General features: G+C 63.9%; 19 protein-coding genes, 1 tRNA gene and 1 pseudogene. 12 read left to right on the top strand and 9 right to left on the bottom strand.

All coding sequences use genetic code 11. The annotated features are described in order from the left end of the window. Window positions 1-20 precede the first annotated feature (20 nt). Window positions 21-3,437, bottom strand: coding sequence for a bifunctional proline dehydrogenase/L-glutamate gamma-semialdehyde dehydrogenase PutA (putA, locus tag ACGYLX_RS13445; RefSeq protein ID WP_394450105.1), 3,417 nt, complete (start codon window positions 3,435-3,437; stop codon window positions 21-23). A gap of 107 nt (window positions 3,438-3,544) precedes the next feature. On the opposite strand from putA, the gene ACGYLX_RS13440 reads away from it, so the two are divergent. Both ACGYLX_RS13440 and ACGYLX_RS13435 read left to right on the top strand, forming a co-directional pair. Beyond that, window positions 3,545-4,021 carry an Lrp/AsnC family transcriptional regulator gene (locus ACGYLX_RS13440; protein WP_067267484.1) on the top strand — a complete coding sequence of 159 codons (477 nt, stop codon included), beginning with the start codon at window positions 3,545-3,547 and terminating at the stop codon, window positions 4,019-4,021. 78 nt (window positions 4,022-4,099) lie between these two features. After that, a tRNA-Leu gene (locus tag ACGYLX_RS13435) sits at window positions 4,100-4,186 on the top strand. A gap of 14 nt (window positions 4,187-4,200) precedes the next feature. Here the strand turns inward: ACGYLX_RS13435 and ACGYLX_RS13430 are convergent. After that, window positions 4,201-5,742, bottom strand: a complete 1,542-nt coding sequence (locus tag ACGYLX_RS13430; RefSeq protein WP_394450103.1) for an MHYT domain-containing protein — start codon at window positions 5,740-5,742, stop codon at window positions 4,201-4,203. Between the two features lie 311 nt (window positions 5,743-6,053). On the opposite strand from ACGYLX_RS13430, the gene ACGYLX_RS13425 reads away from it, so the two are divergent. Continuing rightward, window positions 6,054-6,644 (top strand): PAS domain-containing protein, encoded by a 591-nt coding sequence (locus ACGYLX_RS13425; RefSeq protein ID WP_394450101.1) that lies wholly within the window; start codon window positions 6,054-6,056, stop codon window positions 6,642-6,644. Between the two features lie 66 nt (window positions 6,645-6,710). Here the strand turns inward: ACGYLX_RS13425 and metG are convergent, their stop codons facing one another. Both metG and ACGYLX_RS13415 read right to left on the bottom strand, forming a co-directional pair. Further along, window positions 6,711-8,423 carry a methionine--tRNA ligase gene (metG, locus tag ACGYLX_RS13420; RefSeq protein WP_394450099.1) on the bottom strand — a complete coding sequence of 571 codons (1,713 nt, stop codon included), beginning with the start codon at window positions 8,421-8,423 and terminating at the stop codon, window positions 6,711-6,713. A 70-nt stretch (window positions 8,424-8,493) separates the two neighbouring features. Beyond that, window positions 8,494-9,717, bottom strand: a pseudogene (locus ACGYLX_RS13415) (MFS transporter). Between the two features lie 154 nt (window positions 9,718-9,871). Here ACGYLX_RS13415 and ACGYLX_RS13410 point away from each other — a divergent pair. Genes ACGYLX_RS13410 through ACGYLX_RS13400 form a run of 3 tightly spaced genes read left to right on the top strand, consistent with a single transcriptional unit; the run spans window position 9,872 to window position 12,421 of the window. Next, window positions 9,872-10,915, top strand: coding sequence for an aldo/keto reductase (locus tag ACGYLX_RS13410; protein WP_394450097.1), 1,044 nt, complete (start codon window positions 9,872-9,874; stop codon window positions 10,913-10,915). 38 nt (window positions 10,916-10,953) lie between these two features. Continuing rightward, entirely contained in the window at window positions 10,954-11,460 is a 507-nt protein-coding gene (locus ACGYLX_RS13405; protein ID WP_394450095.1) for a lipocalin family protein, read from the top strand. Between the two features lie 40 nt (window positions 11,461-11,500). Next, window positions 11,501-12,421: an EamA family transporter gene (locus ACGYLX_RS13400; RefSeq protein ID WP_394450093.1), complete on the top strand. Its 921-nt coding sequence runs from the start codon at window positions 11,501-11,503 to the stop codon at window positions 12,419-12,421. Here the strand turns inward: ACGYLX_RS13400 and ACGYLX_RS13395 are convergent. Next, window positions 12,418-13,113 (bottom strand): DNA mismatch repair protein MutT, encoded by a 696-nt coding sequence (locus ACGYLX_RS13395; RefSeq protein ID WP_394450092.1) that lies wholly within the window; start codon window positions 13,111-13,113, stop codon window positions 12,418-12,420. The genes ACGYLX_RS13400 and ACGYLX_RS13395 overlap by 4 nt on opposite strands. A gap of 42 nt (window positions 13,114-13,155) precedes the next feature. Next, window positions 13,156-13,572 carry a DUF983 domain-containing protein gene (locus ACGYLX_RS13390; RefSeq protein WP_247744700.1) on the bottom strand — a complete coding sequence of 139 codons (417 nt, stop codon included), beginning with the start codon at window positions 13,570-13,572 and terminating at the stop codon, window positions 13,156-13,158. A 217-nt stretch (window positions 13,573-13,789) separates the two neighbouring features. Between ACGYLX_RS13390 and ACGYLX_RS13385 the strand changes: the two genes are divergently transcribed. The 5 genes from ACGYLX_RS13385 (at window position 13,790) to ACGYLX_RS13365 (ending at window position 16,517) form a co-directional block, all read left to right on the top strand. Next, window positions 13,790-14,398 carry a calcium sensor EFh gene (locus ACGYLX_RS13385; protein ID WP_394450090.1) on the top strand — a complete coding sequence of 203 codons (609 nt, stop codon included), beginning with the start codon at window positions 13,790-13,792 and terminating at the stop codon, window positions 14,396-14,398. 46 nt (window positions 14,399-14,444) lie between these two features. Beyond that, window positions 14,445-15,041: an RNA polymerase sigma factor gene (locus ACGYLX_RS13380; RefSeq protein ID WP_394450088.1), complete on the top strand. Its 597-nt coding sequence runs from the start codon at window positions 14,445-14,447 to the stop codon at window positions 15,039-15,041. Further along, window positions 15,034-15,390: a hypothetical protein gene (locus ACGYLX_RS13375; protein ID WP_271691757.1), complete on the top strand. Its 357-nt coding sequence runs from the start codon at window positions 15,034-15,036 to the stop codon at window positions 15,388-15,390. The genes ACGYLX_RS13380 and ACGYLX_RS13375 overlap by 8 nt, the downstream gene beginning before the upstream one ends. A 1-nt stretch (window position 15,391) precedes the next feature. Next, complete coding sequence (locus ACGYLX_RS13370; protein WP_394450086.1) at window positions 15,392-15,898, top strand: periplasmic heavy metal sensor; 507 nt, start codon at window positions 15,392-15,394, stop codon at window positions 15,896-15,898. A gap of 112 nt (window positions 15,899-16,010) precedes the next feature. Then, window positions 16,011-16,517 carry a hypothetical protein gene (locus ACGYLX_RS13365; RefSeq protein WP_394450084.1) on the top strand — a complete coding sequence of 169 codons (507 nt, stop codon included), beginning with the start codon at window positions 16,011-16,013 and terminating at the stop codon, window positions 16,515-16,517. Here ACGYLX_RS13365 and ACGYLX_RS13360 read toward each other — a convergent pair. From ACGYLX_RS13360 to ACGYLX_RS13350, 3 genes are read right to left on the bottom strand one after another with little or no spacing between them, the layout of a single operon-like run. Then, window positions 16,514-17,062, bottom strand: a complete 549-nt coding sequence (locus tag ACGYLX_RS13360) for a TadE/TadG family type IV pilus assembly protein (RefSeq protein WP_394450082.1) — start codon at window positions 17,060-17,062, stop codon at window positions 16,514-16,516. The two genes, ACGYLX_RS13365 and ACGYLX_RS13360, sit on opposite strands and share 4 nt — an antisense overlap. Then, entirely contained in the window at window positions 17,062-17,601 is a 540-nt protein-coding gene (locus ACGYLX_RS13355; protein WP_168612391.1) for a TadE/TadG family type IV pilus assembly protein, read from the bottom strand. Before ACGYLX_RS13355 ends, ACGYLX_RS13360 begins: the two co-directional genes overlap by 1 nt. Then, the gene (locus ACGYLX_RS13350) at window positions 17,598-19,028 is read right to left on the bottom strand and encodes a pilus assembly protein TadG-related protein (RefSeq protein ID WP_394450080.1); all 1,431 of its coding nucleotides are present in this window, start codon (window positions 19,026-19,028) and stop codon (window positions 17,598-17,600) included. The genes ACGYLX_RS13355 and ACGYLX_RS13350 overlap by 4 nt, the downstream gene beginning before the upstream one ends. Before the next feature lie 346 nt (window positions 19,029-19,374). On the opposite strand from ACGYLX_RS13350, the gene ACGYLX_RS13345 reads away from it, so the two are divergent. Beyond that, entirely contained in the window at window positions 19,375-20,805 is a 1,431-nt protein-coding gene (locus tag ACGYLX_RS13345) for a Glu/Leu/Phe/Val dehydrogenase (RefSeq protein WP_394400518.1), read from the top strand. Window positions 20,806-20,882: the final 77 nt, after the last annotated feature.

Genomic DNA, 20,882 nt, shown 5'->3' with positions numbered 1-20,882 from the left:
CCCCCTATTTGCGAGCCCGTTCAGGCCATCATCCCCAAGAGCTGTGCATTGCCGCCCGAGGCGGTGGTGTCAACACAGACATGGCGCTCGGCGCGGACGCGCGCGGTGTCGGGCTTGCCGCGCAGAAGCGGGATGATCGCCCCCTCGCGGGCCGCCAGCGCCTTGTCGATCTGCCGCGCGGTTTCTTCATCGCCCCACCAGAGCACACCGCCATAGGCCGGGCCGGTGGTGAGCGCTTCGGGGTCGATCCGGCCTGTCGCCTCGACCGCAACGCCGCCGAGGGCGCGCACGGCTTTGGCTTGCGCCGCCGCCGTCTCGGCCCCCGGTCCCATGCAGAGAAGCGCAGGACGGGGCAGTGTGGACAGGCGGTTGCTCTCGCCGGTGGGGCCGGGCATCGACTGGGTCTCCAGCACGGTCGGCTGATGCGCGGGCAGGGCGAGCAGGCTCTGCTGCGCGCTGTCCCATGTGCCCGAAGCTTGCTGATGATCCGGGGCGGCGAAACGCGGCAGGTAGTTCGGCCCACCCGCCTTCGGCCCGGTGCCCGAAAGCCCCTCGCCGCCGAAGGGCTGGCTGCCGACGATGGCGCCGATCTGGTTGCGATTGACGTAGATGTTGCCCGCCTCGATCCGCTCGGACACATGCTGCACCCGGTCGTCGATCCGCGTGTGCAGGCCGAAGGTGAGGCCGTAGCCGGTGGCGTTGATCGCGTCGATCACCGCGTCGAGCTCATGGCTCTTGAAGGTTGCCACATGCAGTACCGGGCCGAAGATTTCCCGCTTCATGTCGCTGATCCCGTTCACCCGCAGGATCGCGGGGCCGACGAAGGTGCCGCCTTCGGGTGCTATCAATTCGGCGATCAAACGGCCTTCCGCGCGGGCGGCCTCGACATGATCGACGATGGTTTGGCGCGCAGCATCGTCGATGACGGGGCCGACGTCGGTCGACAGATGCCACGGATCGCCCATGCGCAGCGCCTGCATTGCGCCCTTGAGCATGGTGATCAGGTCCTCGGCGATGTCCTCTTGCACGTATAGGCAACGCACGGCGGAGCAGCGCTGGCCCGCGGATTGGAAGGCGCTTTCGACGATGGCCTGCACGGCCTGCTCGGGCAGGGCAGTGCTGTCGACGATCATGGCGTTGAGGCCACCGGTCTCGGCAATCAGCGGGGTGCCGGGGGCGCAGTGTTCGGCCATATTGGCGCGGATGCGCAGGGCGGTGGCGGTTGAGCCGGTGAAGGCCACGCCGTTGACGCGGGCGTCGCCGGTGAGCGCGGCGCCCACCTCGCCGCCGCCCGGCAGCAGTTGCAGCGCTGCGCGCGGCACGCCGGCCTCGTGCAGCACCTTGACGGCAAGCTGTGCGATCAGCGGGGTTTGTTCCGCCGGTTTGGCCAGTACGGCATTGCCTGCGGCCAGTGCTGCCGTGACCTGCCCGCAGAAGATGGCGAGCGGGAAGTTCCACGGCGAGATGCAGGTGAAGATGCCCGCGGGCGGCTCGTTGGTGGCCTGACCGGCGTAGTAGCGCAGGAAGTCCACCGCCTCACGCAGCTCGGCCACGCAATCGGGCAGACCCTTGCCAGCCTCGCGAGCGAGGATGGCAAAAATTTCGCCGTAGCGGTCCTCGAGCATGTCGGCGGCGCGGAGAAGCGTGGCGCGGCGGGTGCTGAGAGGCGTGTCCCAAGGCGCAGCGTTGTCGAGCGCCGTGGCCACATCGGCCTCCGAGGCCGGGCGCACCGTGCCGGGGGAGGTGCCCCCGGTGGGATTGGCGACGGTTTCAGCCGCCTCCGGCGCAGCTTCGCCCGCCAGCAGCGGTGCGGCTTCCCATGTGGCGTCCGCAAAGGGCGCACGGGCTTCTTCGATCGCAGCGAGGGTTGGGGTATGCGCAAGATCGAAGCCCCGCGCATTGGCGCGCTGCGGCTGGAACACCTCCGGCCCTTTCGGGATCGTTGGGGCATTGTCGTTCAACTGATCGAAGGGATCGGCGGCCACGACTTCTGGCGGCACGTCCTCGTCTACGATCTGGTTCACGAAGCTGGAGTTCGCCCCGTTCTCCAAGAGACGCCGGACGAGATAGGCCAGCAGATCACGGTGCGCACCCACGGGGGCGTAGATGCGGCAGCGGGTGCCGTGCTGGCGCATGACGATGTCATGCAGCGTCTCGCCCATGCCGTGCAGGCGTTGGAACTCGTAGGCCTCGGGATCGTCGGCCATATGCAGCACCGCGGCGACGGTATGGGCGTTATGGGTGGCGAACTGCGGGTAGATGCGGTCGGTCATGCCCAGCAGTTTGCGGGCGTTGGCGATATAGCTCACATCCGTCGCGGCCTTGCGGGTGAAGACGGGGAAGCCGTCGATCCCCTCGACCTGCGCTTGCTTGATCTCGGTGTCCCAATAGGCGCCTTTCACCAGCCGCACCATGATGCGGCGGTCATGACGCTGCGCCATGTCGTAAAGCGTGTCGATCACCACGCCCGCGCGGGGGCCGTAGGCCTGCACGACCACGCCGAAACCGTGCCAGCCGGCCAAGGCAGGCTCGCCCATCACCGTGTCGATCACCTCGAGCGAGAGTGCCAAACGGTCGGCCTCCTCGGCGTCGATATTGAGGCCCATTCCGGCGGATTTCGCCAAGAGCGCCAGCGCCCGGAGGCGCGGCACCAGATCGCGCATTACGGCCTCTTCCTGCGCCAGCTCGTAGCGCGGGTGCAGGGCCGAGAGCTTGACCGAAATGCCGGGGTTCTTGCGGATGTCGTCATGGGTACAGGCATCTGCAATGGCCGAGATCGCGCGGGAGTAGCTGAGGTGATAGCGCTTGGCATCGGCCTCGGTCCGTGCGGCTTCGCCCAGCATGTCGTAGCTGTAGGTGAAGCCCTTCTTCTCCATACCCTTGGCGCGTTTCATCGCCGCCTGAATGTCTTCGCCCAAAACGAACTGGCGGCCCATCTCGCGCATGGCGCGGCTGACGGCGGTGCGGATCACCGGCTCGCCCAGACGTTTGATCGCCGCGCGCAGGTGGCGCACCGGGCCGGGCTGGTCGTCGTCGAGCACGCGGCCCGTCAGCATCAGCGCCCATGTCGACGCGTTGACGAGGCTTGAGGTCGAATGCCCCATGTGGCGGCCCCAGTCCGACGGCGCGATCTTGTCCTCGATCAGCGCGTCGATCGTCTCGGCATCTGGCACGCGCAAGAGCGCCTCGGCGAGACACATGAGCGCCACGCCTTCCTCGGTGCTGAGCCCGTATTCGGCGAGGAAGACTTCCATCATGCCGGGGGCCGAGGTGCCGCGGATGTCACGCACCAGACCCGCCGCATCGGCGGTGATCTTGGCGCGGTCCTCGGGCGAAAGATCGGCCTGTGCCTTGAGCTCGGTCAGCAGCGCGTCAGGCTCGGCATAGGTGCGCGCGTCGATGGTTTGGCGAAGGGCGGGGGCGTGATCGAGGGCCATGGCAAGCTCCAGTTGATGTTTCGACCAGAATACCGCATGTTGAGAAGGCTAATCGACCTAATATGTATTGTATCATGGTCGTTATGAAAAAATTAGATGGGTATCGCATGTCAAATGAACTTTTCAATCTGGACCGGTTCGACAGCGCGATTCTATCGGTGTTGGCCGAGGACGGGCGTATCAGCATCACCGATCTTGCCCGCCGCATCGGCCTGTCGAAATCCCCCACCCAAGCGCGTCTGCGCCGGTTGGAGGAAAGTGGCGTGATCCTTGGCTATCGCGCCCTTTTGGACCCGATCCGGCTGGGGCTGGATCACGTCGCCTTTGTCGAGGTGCGCCTGAACGACACGCGCGAGGCGGCCTTGCGGGCCTTTAACCTTGCCGTGGCCAAGGTGCCCGAGATCGAGCAGGCCCATATGATCGCGAGCCATTTCGACTATCTGATCAAGGTGCGCACGCGGAACATGTCGGAATATCGCCGCTTTCTGGGGGAGGTCATCTCAACCCTGCCGCATGTGGCCAGCACCTCGACCTATGTGGCGATGGAGGCGGTGAAGGAAACCATGCTGGCCGATACGGCCTGAAGCATCGTGCCAGAACCATGGGGCCGGGGGCATTCGCCCATTTACACCGCCCGCGTGATGCTTATTGTGCGCCCCGATGCGGGCGTGATGGAATGGTAGACATACCAGACTTAAAATCTGTTGGGGCGTAGCCCCGTGTGGGTTCGAGTCCCACCGCCCGCACCACTGTTTTCAAAGACTTAGCTTGCCTTCGCCAGCGTCGCAGGCTCTGCCAATTGCGTGGCGCCGGGGATGAAGACGGTAAAGGTCGTCCCCTGACCGAGCGTGCTTTTGACCGTGATGTCGCCACCATGGGCAAGGGCCAGTTTCTTGCAGATCGCGAGCCCCAGCCCGGTGCCGCCTTCGGCGCGGTCATCGGCATCTTCGATCTGGGTGAAAGCCTCGAAAATGCGGTCTAGATCCTGCGCGGCGATGCCAACGCCATTGTCTTCGACCTCGAAAACAAACCCGCCCGCGTGCAGGCGCGCACGCAGATAGATGTCCCGCGCCTTGGAGAATTTCAGCGCATTGCCGACGATATGGCCCAACAGTTGCAGGCTGCGGCGGCGGTCAGCGGTGACGGTGAGCGGCGGGGTGTCGATATGCAGCGTGGCCGTCTTATCATGCGCGGCGCCGTGGTGCTCTTCGACCACTTCCTCCAATAGCGTGCGGGTGTCGAAGGCGGTCTTGTCGAGCGCGAGGTCGTTTAACTCCATATTCGTATAGTCGAGGATGTCGTTGATAATGGTCAACAATTGCCCGCCCGCGAATTTGATGCGCTGGCCGTAGAGTTCCGCCTGATCGCCCATCTTGGAGAAATGCTCGGTCTCCGGTTTTTCATCCGGGCCGAGCTTGGCGAGGTTGTGGCGTTTGAGTTCCGACAGGAAGCTGGCGTAGCCGATGACGATGGTCAGCGGGGTGCGCAATTCGTGGCTCAGCACGCTCATGAATTCCGATTTCGCCCGGCTGGCGCTTTCGGCGGCATCGCGGGCCTGACGGAGTTCTTCGATGCTTTCGTTGCGGGTGCGGTTTTCGACGACGTAGCTGAAAAGAGCGGCCAGCGCGATGATGGCCGCGGTACCGGCCACGATCAGCGCGATTAATTTGTACTCGACGGGGTTGGCATAGAGCGGCTGTGCGGCGACCGGGGTGACCTGAAAGGCAGCCATGCCCGTGAAATGGAGCAGGATGATCGCCAGCGCCAAAAGCGCGGTCATCCACAGCACGCTGCTCTTGCCCCCACGGCCCGCTGCGCCAAGCGCGAGGGTTGCAAGGACAACCGCGATGATGACGGAGGCGGTCAGATAGCCCATGTCCCAATGGATCGCACCCTGCACGCGATAGGCTACCATGCCGGTATAATGCATGGCCGAAATCGCCAGCCCAAAGATCGTCCCGCCCAGAACCGTGGCCCGCCGGGATTTGAGCAGCCCGGCGATGACGACGCCCAGAATCGAGCCGACGATGGCGATGATCAGCGATAGGAAGGTGAGCGAGAAATGGAACGTCGCCGGCGCGTCGAGCTGATAGGCGAGGATTGCGATGAAATGGGTGCACCAGATCGTCACCCCCGCTGTCATCGCGGTCAGATAGCACCAGATCAACGCTTGGCGACGCGGCTGTTCAAGCACATGCCGATAGAGCCGAGCCACCACCCAGCTGCCGAAGATACAAAGAAGTGCCGCAAGCAGCACGAGCCCGAGGTCGTGATCGTGATGAATTGTATGGGCGACCCGGAACATCTTTATCCTATCTGATATTAACACTTGGTTAATTGCTGTCGGAATAGGGCGAAAATAAGTCTCTCGCAAGTTCACACTGTGCCTACATTTTTTAACTCCGTGGTAAGACCTTGCCGCTAATCCTCCCCCAAGGTCGGCAGTGGGGCGGGATGAGGCAGAGGTGGCAGATGGCATGTTCAGGGAAAGGAGGGCGATCGTTTAACCTCTTACGGCGCATGGTTTTTTGCCTGCGGGGTTATGTTGCTCGGATGCTGGGCTCCGCTGTGCGGTGCGGCGCGTCGGGACCCAACGGGCCGCGTGAGAGGGTGAGCATGTCAGCCGGGAATACCGCTGCTGTAGAGGACAGCCTTACCTCGGGGCAGCTCCCGCTGATCTCCATCGTTTTCGCGGCAGAGCGGCGCATGTTTAGGCAGAACCTTGATGGCCGACCCAAAGCCGGGCTTCGCGGGGCGCTTATGCCCTCTCTTGGCCCCGCGGGCGGGAAGGGGACGGCGGGCAATCGCCTCTTATCCCCGGTCAAGGCCGATATGGCCGAAATCGACGTGGTCTTCACTCCCGATGGGCGCGTTTGCCGCGCCAATGAGGCGGCCTGCGGTGTCACCTATGGGCTGGGGGATTGTCTGATCGGGCAACATATCAGCGATCTGTTCGGGCCGCGGCTTTGCGATGGGGCTGAGATCGGCACGCTTTGGGCGCAGGCGCTTGAGGGGCTGGCCCCGCAGGGCGGCTTTCAAATGCACCCGGGGGAGGAGACGGCCCGCATTGTCCACGGATGGCTCACGGCGGAGCGGGATCCCGAAGGGCGGGGGCATGGCCTCCGGTTTCGGGGTGTCGAAGCGGCGGCGAATGGCGTGGGGCCAGTGCGCGCGGTCTCAGGCGGAAAGCGCGCGCGGCGCGGTTAGCCGAGCGCCTTCGCCGTAGAACGAAACAGCGGCGCATAACCCGCGCCGCTGTTCCTAGATTTCTGATCAGTCGCGCTTACCGGCGAAACGTTCGGCCCAGCTTTCCCGGTCCTCATCGCTGATCTTAGCAAAAAGCACCTCGGGCACTTCAAAGCCGCGGCCGGGGGCAAGCTTGCCCAAGGCCGCGGGCACATCGTCGGGCCAGGGCATGTCGTCGACCTTCATCGCCGCCAGCATCGAGGCCGAGGCCGTGGGGATGAAGGGTGCCGAAAGCACGGCGTAGAGCGGGATCAGGTTCAACGCCAGCCGCACCTGCGCCGCCGCGCGGTCGGGGTCAGTCTTGAAGGTGGTCCAAGGCGCTTGGGCTTGCAGATATTCGTTGCCCGCCGCCCAGATGCCGCGCAGTTCGGCGGCGGATTTGCGGACCTCCATCGCCTCCATCAGCGTCTCGTAACGGGCGACGCGGGCGGTGATGTCTTCGATCAGCGTCTGCTCCGCCTCGCCGTATTCACCGGCCTCGGGCACCGCTTCGCCGAATTTGGAGCGGCAGAACTTGGTGATCCGGCTGACGAAATTGCCCAGCACGTCGGCCAAGTCTTTGTTCACCGAGGCTTGGAAGTTCTCCCAAGTGAATTCGGCATCCGAGGTCTCGGGCGCATGGCTCAAGAGCCACCAGCGCCAGTAATCCGCCGGCAGGATTTCCAACGCCTGATCCATGAAGACGCCACGCCCGCGCGAGGTGGAGAACTGACCGCCGTCATAATTGAGGTAATTGAAGGACTTGATGTAATCCACCAGCTTCCACGGCTCGCCCGAGCCCTTGATCGTGGCGGGGAAGCTGAGCGTGTGGAAGGGGACATTGTCCTTGCCCATGAACTGGGTGTAGCGCACGTCTTCGGCGCCCTTGTCGGTACGCCACCAGCTTTCCCAATCGGTCCCCTTGCCCGCATCGACCCATTCCTGCGCGCAGGCGATGTATTCGATGGGCGCGTCGAACCAGACGTAGAAGACCTTGCCTTCCATGCCCGGCCAATCCTGATCGCCGCGTTTCACCGGCACGCCCCAGCTGAGGTCGCGGGTGATGCCACGGTCTTGCAGCCCGTCGCCGTCATGCAGCCATTTCTTGGCGATGGAGGTGGTCAGCACGGGCCAGTCGGTCTTGCTGTCGATCCAAGCGTCGAGCTCGTCCTTGAGTTGGCTTTGCTTGAGGAACAGGTGTTTCGTCTCGCGCATCTCCAGATCAGTAGCGCCCGAGATGGTCGAGCGTGGGTTGATCAGGTCCTCGGGGTCGAGCTGTTTGGTGCAGTTGTCGCATTGATCGCCGCGCGCATCCTCGAAACCGCAGTTGGGGCAGGTGCCCTCGACATAGCGGTCGGGCAGGAAGCGCCCGTCGGTCGGCGAATAAATCTGCCGTTGGGAGACCTCTTCGATCAGCCCCTGATCCGCCAAGGCACCGGCAAAATGCTGCGTGAGCTTGCGGTTCTGCGTGCTGGACGAGCGGCCAAAGTGATCGAAGGAGAGGCCGAACCCTTCGGCGATGCGAGCCTGTGTTTCATACATCTCGGCGCAATATTCATCGACCGGCTTGCCCGCTTTCGCGGCGGCAAGCTCGGCGGGGGTGCCGTGCTCGTCCGTAGCGCAGAGGAACAGAACATCCTGCCCCCGGCCACGCTGATAGCGCGCGTAGAGGTCCGCAGGCAGCTGGCTGCCCACGAGGTTACCCAGATGTTTGATCCCGTTGATGTAAGGAATGGCGGAGGTGATGAGGTGGCGTGTCATATAAATATTCCCGTGCTTGGCGCAGCCTTATCGCAAGGGCTGCGCCAGTTCCAGCAAAAGACGGGACCGGTCAGTCGCGGTCCCGCGCGCGGCCCAAGAGCCGCCCGATGAGAAAGCTGGTCCGTGGCGCGTAGACGTAGGGCGTCCGCTCGACCAAGGTGGGGCGCGCGCGCATCCGGGCAAGGCCAAAGACCACCAGCCCCCCATGCGCCGCCGCGATCATCGCGAAAAGCGCCGCCGCGCCGAAATTGTCGATCAGGACCGAGGCGAGATAGGGCGCGCCGATGGCGCCCAGAGCGAAAAAGAACATCAGGGCGGCGGAAAGCTCTACCCGCTCGTCGGAACTGGCAAAGTCGTGGGCATGGGCGGCAGAGACCGAATAGATCGGAAAGGTCGTGGCGCCGAAGAGCCCGGCCGAGAGCATGATCCCCGCCGTGCCATAGCCCGCGCCCATCACGGTGACCACACAGCCGCCCATCGCGGCGACCGAGAGCCAGATCAGCACCCAGCGGCGGTCGAACTTATCGGCCAGCATCCCCATGGGATATTGCGCAAGCGCACCGCCCAGCACGAAGGCGGCAAGGAACCACGCGATCTGCGGCGCGCTGAGGCCGACTTCTTGGCCGTAGATCGGCCCGACCATCCGGAAAGACGCGCTGGAGACGGCGGCCACGATGACCCCCGCCGCCGCCAGTGGCGAGCGGTCAAAGGCGAGGCGCGGGCGCAGCCGTGGCTGGCTGGGCGTTTCGGGCGGGCGGACCTTGGTCAGCGTCAGCGGCAAGAGGGCGGCACAGCAGCCGATGGCCAGCAGGTTGTAAGAGACGTAAGACGCCGGGGCGAGTACGCCCACGATCAACTGCGCGGCGAGAGAGCCGCTCATGTCCACCACCCTGTAGATGCCCATGGTGCGCCCGCGCGTCTCATTGGTGACCTTGGCCTGCATCCATGCCTCGATCACCGTATAGCAGCCCGCCACGCACATGCCTGACGCGACACGCATCAGCCCCCATGCCTAGGGGTCCACCACCATCATATGCGCCATCAGGCCGATTGATCCGGCGGCGGTGAAGGCCGCAAAGGCGCGGCTGTGGCCGACGCTGCCCATCAACCGAGGCGCCCACCAGCAGCCGATGAAGAACCCCAGAAAATGGGCCGAGCCGAGCATACCGATTTCCTGTCGGCTGAACCCAAGCTGCGCGCCCGACAGCACGTCGATCGGCCCCACACCTCCGGTGGAGAGTTGCAGAAGGATGACCGAGAAGAACAGGGCGGCGAAGGATATGAGCAGGCGCATGGGCGCAGATTGCGTCCATTGCTGCCCAAACGGAAGGCCGAAAGCACCGGGACCGCGCTTTTGTCGGGGTGCTAGGATCGGCGCGGGGCAATTGCCCTTGCGAAGGCCGGGCAGGCGGCTAGGTTGCGGGCAAATCACAAGCGAGGACCACAAGATGAAGATGAAAAAGCTCGGCTCTAGCGATATCGAGGTCTCGCATTTCTGTTTGGGCTCCATGACATGGGGCACCCAGAACACCGCCGAGGAGGGCCATGCGCAGATCGACCGCGCGCTGGAGGCCGGGATCAACTTCATCGACACTGCCGAGATGTACCCCGTGAACCCGATCAGCGCCGAGACGATTGGCCGGACGGAAGAGATCATCGGCCAGTGGTTCGCCCGCGACAAGCGCCGGGACGAGGTGGTTCTGGCCAGCAAACACTCCGGCGAAGGGATGCAGCACGCCCGCGACGGCGCGCCGATTTCCTCCGACACGATCCCGGGCGCCATCGAAGGCTCGCTGAAGCGCTTGCAGACGGATCACATCGACCTTTACCAATTCCACTGGCCGAACCGCGGCAGCTATATGTTCCGCAAGAATTGGCACTACGACCCGTCGAGCCAGAACCGGGCCGAGACCATTGCGCATATGGAAGACACGCTCGGCGCGCTGCAACGTGAGGTCGAACGCGGGACGATCCGCGCCTTTGGCCTCAGCAACGAAAGCGCTTGGGGGCTGACCCAATGGGCCGCCGTGGCCGAACGTGTGGGCGGGCCGCGCCCGATCTCGGTGCAGAACGAATATTCGCTGATGTGCCGACTGGCCGATACCGATGTGTCCGAGACCTGCGTCAATGAGCAGATCGATATGCTGGCCTTCTCTCCGCTGGCCGCGGGGTTGCTGACCGGGAAATATCAGGGCGGGAAGATCCCCGCCGGGTCGCGTCTGTCGCTGAACGAAGATCTGGGCGGTCGGGTCACCCCCCGCGCCTTTGAGGCGGTCGCGGCCTATCTCGATGTGGCCGAGAAACATGGGCTCGACCCGGTGCAGATGGCGCTGGCATGGTGTGCGACACGGCCCTTCATGGGCTCGGTCATCTTTGGCGCGACCAGTCTTGAGCAGCTTGACGTGGCGCTTGGAGGGGCGGAGCTGAGCTTGAGCGATGAGGTGATGGCCGACCTCGACGCGGCGCATAAAGCCCATCCGATGCCCTATTGATGGGCCGCCTTGGGATGCATTTGGCGCGGCGGGGGGCCATGTTGCTGCTCTTGGTTGCCCTCGCGGCGTGTAGCGGCGGCGAGGCGCCGCCCGCACAAAGCGGGTTTCGCGATGCGGAGGCTTTGATCGGGGCCACCAGCCGCTATGACGCGGCACGTTTTGGCGGCGATTGGCAGGTCCGGGCGGCATTCCCCGGTGACGCCGATCTGCAAGCCGTGACCTTCGCGCCGCAAGGGCCGACCCTGATCGAACAGCGCCAGATCTGCGACAGCGCCGGATGCCGCAACACCCGCACCCTTTGGGCGCTGAGCGCAGAAGGGCCGGGCCGTTACACGATGCGCGCCGCCGTCGGCGGGGCCGAGCGGCCTTTCTGGGTGCTCTGGGTCGACGAAGGCTTCCGCACAGCGGTCATCGGCAGCCCCGATGGCGGATATGGCTGGATCCTTGACCGTCAGGCGACAGGCGGGGCGGACCGGATCGCCGCAGCACAGGAGATCTTGGCCTTCAACGGCTATGACCTCGGGGCCCTAAAGATGAGGCCCTAAGGCACTGGCCCTGCCGCCCGCCTTCGGCCTATAGGCTGTTATGGACAGTGCTTTCGCCCCCGATCTGTGGATCCTCGTCACCCTTGCCGCCGCCGTCTTTCAGACCGGGCGCTTCATGCTGCAAAAGCATCTGGCGACCGATACGCTCTCGGCAGGCGGGGCGACGTTTTCGCGGTTTCTCTATTCCGCGCCCTTCGTGGCGCTGTTGCTCCTGCTTTATCTGGCGCTAAGCGGGCAGGGGCTGCCGCCGCTTGGGGCGGGCTTCTGGCTGTACGGGCTGATGGGCGGCACGGCGCAGATCATGGCGACGGTCTGCGTGGTGCTGTTGTTCAAGCAGCGCAATTTCGCAGTGGGCATCACTTTCAAGAAGACCGAGGTGATCCAGACCGTTCTGATGGGCTGGATCGTGCTGGGCGAGGGCGTCTCGGGCGCGGGCTTTGCGGCCATCGCCCTTGGCGTGCTGGGGCTGCTGTTGCTGTCCGGCGGGGCCGAGGCGCGGGGGCTGCAACTCGGCGATCTGCGCAACCGTGCGGCGGGGCTGGGCATCGCCTCGGGCTTTCTCTTCGCGATCTCGGCAGTCTGTTATCGCGGCGCTTCGCTCGCCGTGGCCTCGGGCGATCCGCTGTTGCGTGCGGGCGTGACGCTGGCGGCGGTGGTGCTGATGCAGACGCTGATCATGGCCCTTTGGCTGCGCCTGCGCGAACCGGGGCAGATGCGCCGGGTCTGGGCCGCGCGGCGGGTGGCGGTTTGGATCGGGCTGACTTCGATGGGCGGGTCGCTCTGTTGGTTCATCGCCTTCACCCTGCAAAACGCGGCCTATGTGAAGGCCTTGGGGCAGGTCGAACTGATGCTGAGCATCGCGGCCACGACCCTGTTCTTCCGCGAGCGGATTTCGCGCCGGGAGTGGGCGGGCATGTCGGTGCTGGCGGTCTCGATCTTGATGCTGGTTTTGGTGACCTAACCCGACATCGGGCGGCCATGCAGGCGCAGGAACAGGCTTTCTTCGTCGTTGTTCTTGAAAAACGGGACCGAGGCGGGCGGGCTGGTGTCGCGCGCGCGCGCGGCGACCTCGGCCAATACGACTTCGGTGATGAAGGGCATGTCGAAAGACCGCGCCCGGCTCAGCGGCACCCATTGCAGATGTGACAGCTCATCACAGGCGGCGTCGAAATCATCGGGGTCGCTGGCGATGTTGTCGGCATCCACTAGAAAGAAACGCGCGTCGAAGCGGCGCGGGCGGCCCGGCGGTGTCAGGGCGCGAAACACGAATTGCAGGGCAGAGGCATCGGGCAGGTGGCCCGTGGCGGCAAAGCTCTGCCAGTCGGACGGCACACCCCCCTTCCACGCGCCCTTGCGGCCCAGCACCAGACCGGTTTCTTCCCATAGTTCACGAATGGCAGCGACGGCGATGGCATGGGCGAGCGTCGGCTCGGCATCATCACAAAGCCTGCCGTGGCAAAGCGCGTTCACCGGGGCGGCAAGGGGTACATGGGCATCGCCCGCGTCCACCGCCCCGCCGGGAAAGACGAATTTATTCGGCATGAAGGCCGCCTTGGCCCCGCGTTGCCCCATCAGGATATGCGGGGTCTCATGGCGGTCACGCAGCACGATCACCGTGGCGGCGTTGCGGATTTTGGTCTTGTCGATGGTCATGCGGCGATGCTCCGGCAGTCAGGGGCCGAAGGGCGGGCCGCCTTAGTTTGACCGGCCGAAGCCGCCCATCCTTTTGGCCCATTGAAAGCCGATCATGGCCCCCTTCAGTCTGGGCAGAAGGTAAAGCGACAGCGCCGTGCAGCCAACCGCAAAAATGGTGAACAGGGTCAGAGGTTCGGGCCGCCAGACCACATAGGCGATGTGCAGCCCCGGTGCCAAAAGGTGACCGACCAGCAGAATGGTCAGATAGGCCGGGCCGTCATCGGCGCGGTGGTGGTGGAACTCCTGACGGCAAACCGCGCAGTCGTCGTTCACTTTCAGATAGCCATGCAGCAGCTCTCCGCCCCCGCAGGAGGGGCATTTGCCACGCCAGCCGCGCAGCATGGCAGGCAAGCGGGGCCGCTCTTCGCTGGCGTCGGTCTCTGCGGTGTCGGGGGACAATTGCTGGGTCTGTGACATGGGGCGATCCTCTGGTTGAGGGATAGATGCAGTCTGGGGCGTGAAATGAAAAGACCGGAGGTTGCCGTTGCGGCGCCATGTCGCGCAGGGCGGGGCTTTGCCGATTTTTCCGAAAAAAGTTTGAAAACCTGCGACGGAAGTTTCTCGCCCCGCCGTTTGACCCTGTGATCGCGGCGCAAAAGCGTGAGACGATCTTTAAAAAACGAGGAGTATCAAGATGACCATTCGTACCAATATGAAGATCGCAGCCCTCAGCGGATTGTTGGCCGTGGGTGCCGTGGCCGCCACCGCGCAGCCAAACGGGCAGGACCGGTTTCAGCAGCTTGACGCAGATGGCAACGGTGCGATCACGCAGGCAGAGTTTCAGGCCCATGCCGAAGCGCGTTTTGCCAAGGTTGATGCCGATGGCGACGGTTTCGTGACCGGCGAAGAGCTGAAGGCCGCGGGCGATGCACGCCGCGCCGATCGCGCCGCCAAGATGGTTGAGCGTTTCGACACCGATGGCAACGGCAGCCTCGACGCTTCCGAATTGGAAGCCATGGGCGACAAACACGGTGGCAAGCGCGGCGGCAAAGAGGGCGGCAAGCACGGTCATAAGGGCGGTGATAAGGGCGCCCGCATGATCGAGCGTATGGACGCCAATGACGACGGCAAACTCTCGATGGAAGAGATGACACAGCGCCACGATCCGGCCAAGATGTTCGAGCGTCTGGACAAAGACGGTAACGGCAGCGTCAGCGCCGAAGAGTTCGAAGCGGCGAAAATGCATGGCAAGCGGCACCACAAGGGCCACAAAAAGCACCATGACAAGCCGCAGCAGGACTAAATGAAGCTTTGGGCGCGCTTGATCATGGCGCGCCCGGACCTTAGCCATGGACGGGATGCAGGATTTGCCCAACGCGCAGCAAGATGCGGATGCCGAGTTGTTGCAACGCTATGCCAATGGCGATGCGGCGGCGGCGCGGTTGCTGACCGCGCGGCTGGTGCCGCGCCTCCACGGCCATGCGCTGCGGGTGCTCGGTGACCGGGCCGAGGCCGAGGATGTGGCCCAAGAGGCGATGCTGCGGCTCTGGCGTCAGGCGCCGAAGTGGCGCAGGGGCGAGGCCAAGGTGACCACTTGGCTCTACCGTGTCGTGGCCAACCTCTGCACCGACCGGCTCCGCCGCCGTGGGGCGGGCGTGGCCGGGCTCGATGATGTGGCAGAACCTGCCGATCCGACCCCCGGTGCCGCGCAGCAGATGCAGCAGGCCGCCCGTGTGGACGCGCTGCAAAAGGCGCTGGCCACTTTGCCCGACCGCCAGCGCCAAGCGGTGGTATTGCGCCATATCGACGGTATGGCCAATCCCGAGATCGCAGAGGTGCTGGGCATCGGGGTCGAAGCGGTGGAAAGCCTGACCGCGCGGGGCAAACGGGCATTGGCCGCGCAACTGTCGGCACAACGGGACGCATTGGGGTTTGAAAATGAGTGACGTCGACGATCTGGAAGATTTCTTTGCCGCGGCCCGGGCCAATCCGCCACAGGTCTCGGCCGATTTGCAGGCCCGCGTTCTGGCCGATGCCGAAGCGCATATGCCCAAAGCACCGCGCCAGCCGTGGCATCAAGCGCTCTGGCAACTCTTGGGCGGTGCGGCGGGGCTGAGCGGTCTTGCCACTGCCGCGGCTGTCGGGGTTTGGGTCGGAGTGGCACCGCCCGAGGGCATGCCGGATTTGGCCGGGCAGTTCGTGACCGGCACATGGGAGACCGAGACTTCGGACCTCACGGCGGCTGACACAGGCAGCGAATTCGGTGGATTTGGCTGGGACATGGAGGAAAGTTGAGATGACACAGGATCCCACAACACGGCGCAGGCGCCTCATGCGATTGGCGCTTGGTCTGTCGCTGGCGTTGAACGTGATGATCCTCGGCGCGCTTGGCGGGGCGATGTGGCGTCATGGCGGGCCCGGGCCGCGTGGCGCTGGCGATTTGCCGGGGCTGCGCAGCTATGCCTCGCCCTACGTACAGACACTGCCGCCCGAGACGCGGCACGAACTGCACAGCAAAATGCGCGCCAGCGGCAAGGCGCATCACCTCGACCGGGAAGCGCGGCGCGCGCTTTACGACGAAATGCTTGCTGCGCTTCGGGCCGAGCCCTTTCAGGCGGATGTGGCCGCCGCGGTGCTCGCCGCCCAAGGGGAGGCTGCCGCGGGTGTTCAGCAGGTCGCCCATGACGCTTGGTTGGCCGAGGTCAGCGCGATGGATGCCGCCGCCCGTCAAGACTATGCCGACAAGCTGCAACAGCGGCTGGAAGCGGGGCCGCCCCGCAAGAAAGGCAAACGGGAACGCTGAGCGGCCCGGTGCCCGGTCTTGCCCTTTGCCGGACGGCGGGCTAGGCCGAGGGCGAATGACCCCGGCAGGGGGCGGCGTTAACCGGCCCCTTGCCCCTTAGAAAGCCCGGCCCATGACCGACACCTCTCAGATGATGCACAGCGACGCGGAGACCGTGCTGGCCACGGCCAAGGCGTCACCCGCGCGGCGGGCGGTGGGGCTGTTGTCACTGGCAGGGCTGGGGCTGCTGCTGATCTATTCCGCGCTGACCCGCTCGCCTGATCCGGTCTGGCAGAGCGTTCTGGTGCTGGTGGGATTTGGCTTTATCGCGATTGCCGAGGTGATGCGCCGCGCCACCGCCAGTGCGGTGGAACTGACCGAAGAGGCGCTGCGCGATGCCGATGGCCGGGTGATCGTCCGCATGGACGAGATCGCGCGCATCGATCAGGGCGCTTTCGCGGTCAAACCCTCGAACGGTTTCCTGCTCAAGACCAACCGCCGCGTGGCGCGGGGCTGGCGCTTGGGCCTGTGGTGGAGCCTTGGCCGCCGGATCGGCGTGGGCGGCATGACCCCGGCCAATGAAACCAAGCTGATTGCCGAGATCATCCGCGCCAAACTGGCCGAGCGTGAGGCCGCTTAACCGTCTGACCAGACCGTGCGTGGCGCATAGCGCGGGCGGGTGAAGACGAAGTTGTGAATGTCGCGCCGCTCCAACCCGGTTTTGAACAGCGGCTCGAAGTCGCGCCAAGTCTCGACCAGCGTGACGCGTTCGTTGTTGGGCATGACGGGCAGTTTGTCATGCCAATTGCGCACATCGTCGCTGGTCAACGGCTCAACCGTGCCGCGTACCTGCGACCAATCGGCCTGATAGCGGTTGTTTTCCGCGTCATACCAAAGCGAGCTGACCCGTATCGCGGTTTGCCCGGTGCCCCGGGTGAGATACTCGAACAGTTCTTGCATCCCTTGGAGATAGTCCGCGTCAATCGCCTGCGTCTCGCGCGAGATGGCATCGCCCACGGTGTAGGCCGCCGTCTGGTTGAGGTTGTACATCCGGAAGGTGTCAAAGGTCGAATACATGGCCAGATAGGCCCAGAACATCAGCGGCAACATGATCACCGTCTCAACGGCGATGGAGCCGTCCTCGCGCCCTTTGAACCGGGCCAGCAAACTGCGGAAAACGCGCATCAATTCGGCTCCTGTACAAAGGCTGCGCTTGAGACCATGGAAACACGGCCCGCGCCGTCTTTCTCAAGGGCATAGCCAAGGCCGGTGGTCGGAAAGAAGGGCTCAAACCGTGCGCAGGCGCGCAGCAGCATCAACTGATGCTCGACCCCAAGGGTCCAGCCGCGCACCGGTCTGGGGTCTTCGGAAGTGTCGACGCAATCGGGCGACTGGTCGAAGCTGGCGAAATTGCGCGGGTCCACGCGGATCATCTCAAGGCGCAGGGTCTCTTCGCAGTCATCCAAGAAGATCGCGGCCTCGCAGATTTTGTCCTTGATGGTCTGATGCGTCATCGGGGTATTGGTGTTCAGCCGGATGTAGCGCACCGTCATGTCGAGCCCCCGGTCAAGGAACATGTGGCGGATGGCGTAAAAGCTCATCTCGACAGACATGAGCAGGCAGCCGAAGAGCAGCGGCGACAGGATGGCGAATTCCATCAACATGGCCGAGCCATCCTCATCGCCGCGAAACCGGCGCCATGCCTTGATGCAGCGCTGTATCATTGCGTCAGCCTCAACTGGTTGATCTGGCGGGCGATGGCCTCGAATGCGCTGACGATTTCCACCCCTTCGACGCGGAAGAAATGGCTGTCGGAGGAGGCGCAGTTCTTCATTACCGATGCGCCATGGTCGGTCACTTCAAAGCCGATCGACCAGATTACGATGCCCTTGGCCTTGGCCGCGTCGCAGATGTTGTCGAGCAGGGTATCGGCCTGCGATGCGCTGTATTTCGTCCAGTACCAGCGGTGACGCTCGCTTGAGCGGACATTACGGTTCAGCCACCAGTAGAAGGGGTAGTCGCTCCAGTGGCGGTAGTGGTCCCGGTTGGCATAGACTTGGCGGTTGATCCGACGGGTGGTCACGTTCACCCCATCGGTCATCAGGATCACCGTTTTCAGCGTGTCGATATCGCCGTAATCAGCCGGGCGCCCTTGGAAGGCCGCATCGCCGCCGATGGCTTGATTGATCGCGCGGAAGGACGGGTCGAGCAGAGCCACGCCCCATTTCATGCCCAGATGAATGGCGGTGTTCGCGCGGGGCTGGAAATTGGAGATCCGGGCTTTCAGCGCGGCGGCGTTCTGCGAATAGGGCGCGACTTCTTCGTAATCCTGCTTCGGGCAGCCGGGGTTGTAGATGTTGTCATAACGGCCGGTGTTGTCGCGGTGATAACCGTTCCAGCTATAGCCCGCCTCGAAGTGCTGCATATGCTCATAGCTGCGGGTCTGGCTGATGGCGGTGAGGTCAAACTCGCTGTCGTCGAAATCAACGCAATGGGAGAAAGAATGCAGCTGGGTGACGTTCAACTCATCCATGATGTCCTTCCCGACGTTGACCTGCGCGGTATAGGGCACGACGGAGATCGAGATCAGGTCCGCGTTCTCGGGCTTCAGCACGGTGTCGATGAAGGCGTCGCTCGCGTCATGGAGGTTGGCCATCTTGCCATTCTCCCGCATGGAGCCCGAGATATCGAGCACCATAGAAATCTCGACCTTGTTCACCTTTTCCTCCGCCGTGGATCTGGCAGGGACATGCAGCCGGTCTTGGCCGAATTTACTCATGAACATCGTGTTGAGCGTGCGCGAGGCATCGACGGTGACGCGGCGGTAGTTCAAGCCTTCGTCGACCGTTACGCTGGATACATATTCGGCCAGCCCCGCCTTGTCGAAATAATCGCGGGCCACGGCCTCGGGGCTGAGCGTCTGGTCGAGGTCCGCCGCCGCCAACACGGCGCGGTCGGCCACGGCCTGCACCCTTGCGCGTTCGCGCTCATGGCGCATCAGGTCCACGCCGATGCCCCCCATGAGGATCATCAGCAAAATCATCAGAATGGCAAAGACCGTGACCAGCCCGTCTTCTTCGCGCGCGAAGCGGCGCAGCAGCGCGGGCAGGGACTGCGAGGGATTTTCCGAACTGTGAGTGCTATCGCGCATCGTCATCAACCTCTCTTCCTGTGGCGTCCTGCGGGCGCCAAAGGGAATGGGCGGCATTTGCCTTGCCCTGTTGTGCTGCGGGAAAGTGTCCAGAGTTTGGCGCGTCTGGGGCAATAGGCGGCGCTTGGGGCCGGTTTTCGGGGGCGTTTTGGGCCGATTTCCACCGGGCGGGGAGGGTGGCGCGGGCCGCCCCTACCCACAGTTGATAAAGTTTCGCAAATCGCGAGGAATTGGGTCGCGCCCCGCCATGAGGCGTCCTACGGTGCGACTGCATGCCCCTAGGGCAGCCAGATGAGTCGCGCCCGCAAACAAAGGAACCGCGACTGGACAAGAAGAGGAGAGACCGATGAATCCAGCCAATGAGCCGAGTTTCCGCGACAGTGTGGACCTGATGTTCAATCGCGCGGTCGCGCTGATGGATTTGCCGCCCGGTCTCGAAGAAAAAATTCGCGTTTGCAATGCCACCTACACGGTGCGTTTCGGCGTGCGTCTGCGGGGCCGGATGCATACGTTCACCGGCTACCGTTCGGTCCATTCCGAACATATGGAGCCTGTGAAGGGCGGTATCCGCTATTCCATGGCCGTGAACCAGAACGAGGTCGAAGCGCTGGCCGCGCTGATGACCTATAAATGCGCGCTGGTAGAGGCGCCCTTTGGCGGCTCCAAAGGCGGGCTGTGCATTGATCCGCGTGAATATGATGAACATGAGCTTGAACTGATCACCCGGCGTTTCGCCTATGAGCTCATCAAGCGCGACATGATCCACCCCGCGCAGAACGTGCCCGCCCCCGACATGGGCACCGGCGAGCGTGAGATGGCTTGGATCGCGGACCAGTACAAACGCATGAACACCACCGACATCAACGGTGTGGCCTGTGTCACCGGCAAGCCGATCAACGCGGGCGGCATCCAAGGCCGGACCGAGGCGACAGGCCGGGGTGTGCAATATGCGCTTCAAGCCTTCTTCCGCGACCCCGAGGGGCTGAAGAAAGCGGGCCTTTCCGGCAAGCTCGACGGCAAGCGGGTCATTATTCAGGGTCTCGGCAACGTGGGCTATCACGCCGCCAAGTTCCTCAGCGAAGAAGATGGCGCGAAGATTACCGCGATCATCGAACGCGACGGCGCGCTGCACAGCGAAGACGGGCTGAACGTCGAAGCCGTGCACAAGTGGATCGAAAAGCATGGCACCATCAAAGGCTATGCCGATGCGAAGTTCGAAGAGGATGGCGCCAAGTTTTTGGAAGCGGACTGCGATATCCTGATCCCCGCCGCGCTGGAGGGGGTGATCAACCTCACCAATGCCGAACGTATCAAGGCACCATTGATCATCGAGGCCGCGAACGGTCCGGTGACCGCCGGGGCCGATGAGGTGCTGCGCAAGAAGGGCACGGTGATCGTGCCTGATATGTATGCCAACGCGGGCGGTGTGACGGTCTCTTACTTCGAGTGGGTCAAGAACCTCAGCCACATCCGCTTTGGCCGCATGCAGCGCCGTGCCGAGGAATCGCGTCACCAACTGGTGGTGGATGAGCTTGAGCGGCTGAGCGCGGATAAGGACCTCGGCTGGACGCTGAGCCCCGACTTCAAAGAGAAGTATTTGCGCGGTGCGGGGGAGTTGGAACTGGTCCGTTCCGGTCTCGATGACACGATGCGCACGGCCTATGAGGCGATGGCCCACGTTTGGCACAGCCGCGACGATGTCGATGATCTGCGCACGGCGGCCTATCTCGTCTCGATCGAAAAGGTCGCGGCGAGCTATCACGCCAAGGGGCTTTGAGGGGCGTATCGCCTCTCTTGAAGTGACCGAAAAAGGGGCGTCCTGCGCCCCTTTTTGCCGCCTGCGGGCGTAGGGGC

Source organism: Sulfitobacter sp. 1A13496 (assembly GCF_043557225.1).
GTDB classification, from domain to species: Bacteria; Pseudomonadota; Alphaproteobacteria; order Rhodobacterales; family Rhodobacteraceae; genus Sulfitobacter; species Sulfitobacter faviae.
This window is presented reverse-complemented; position numbering and strand designations above follow the sequence as displayed.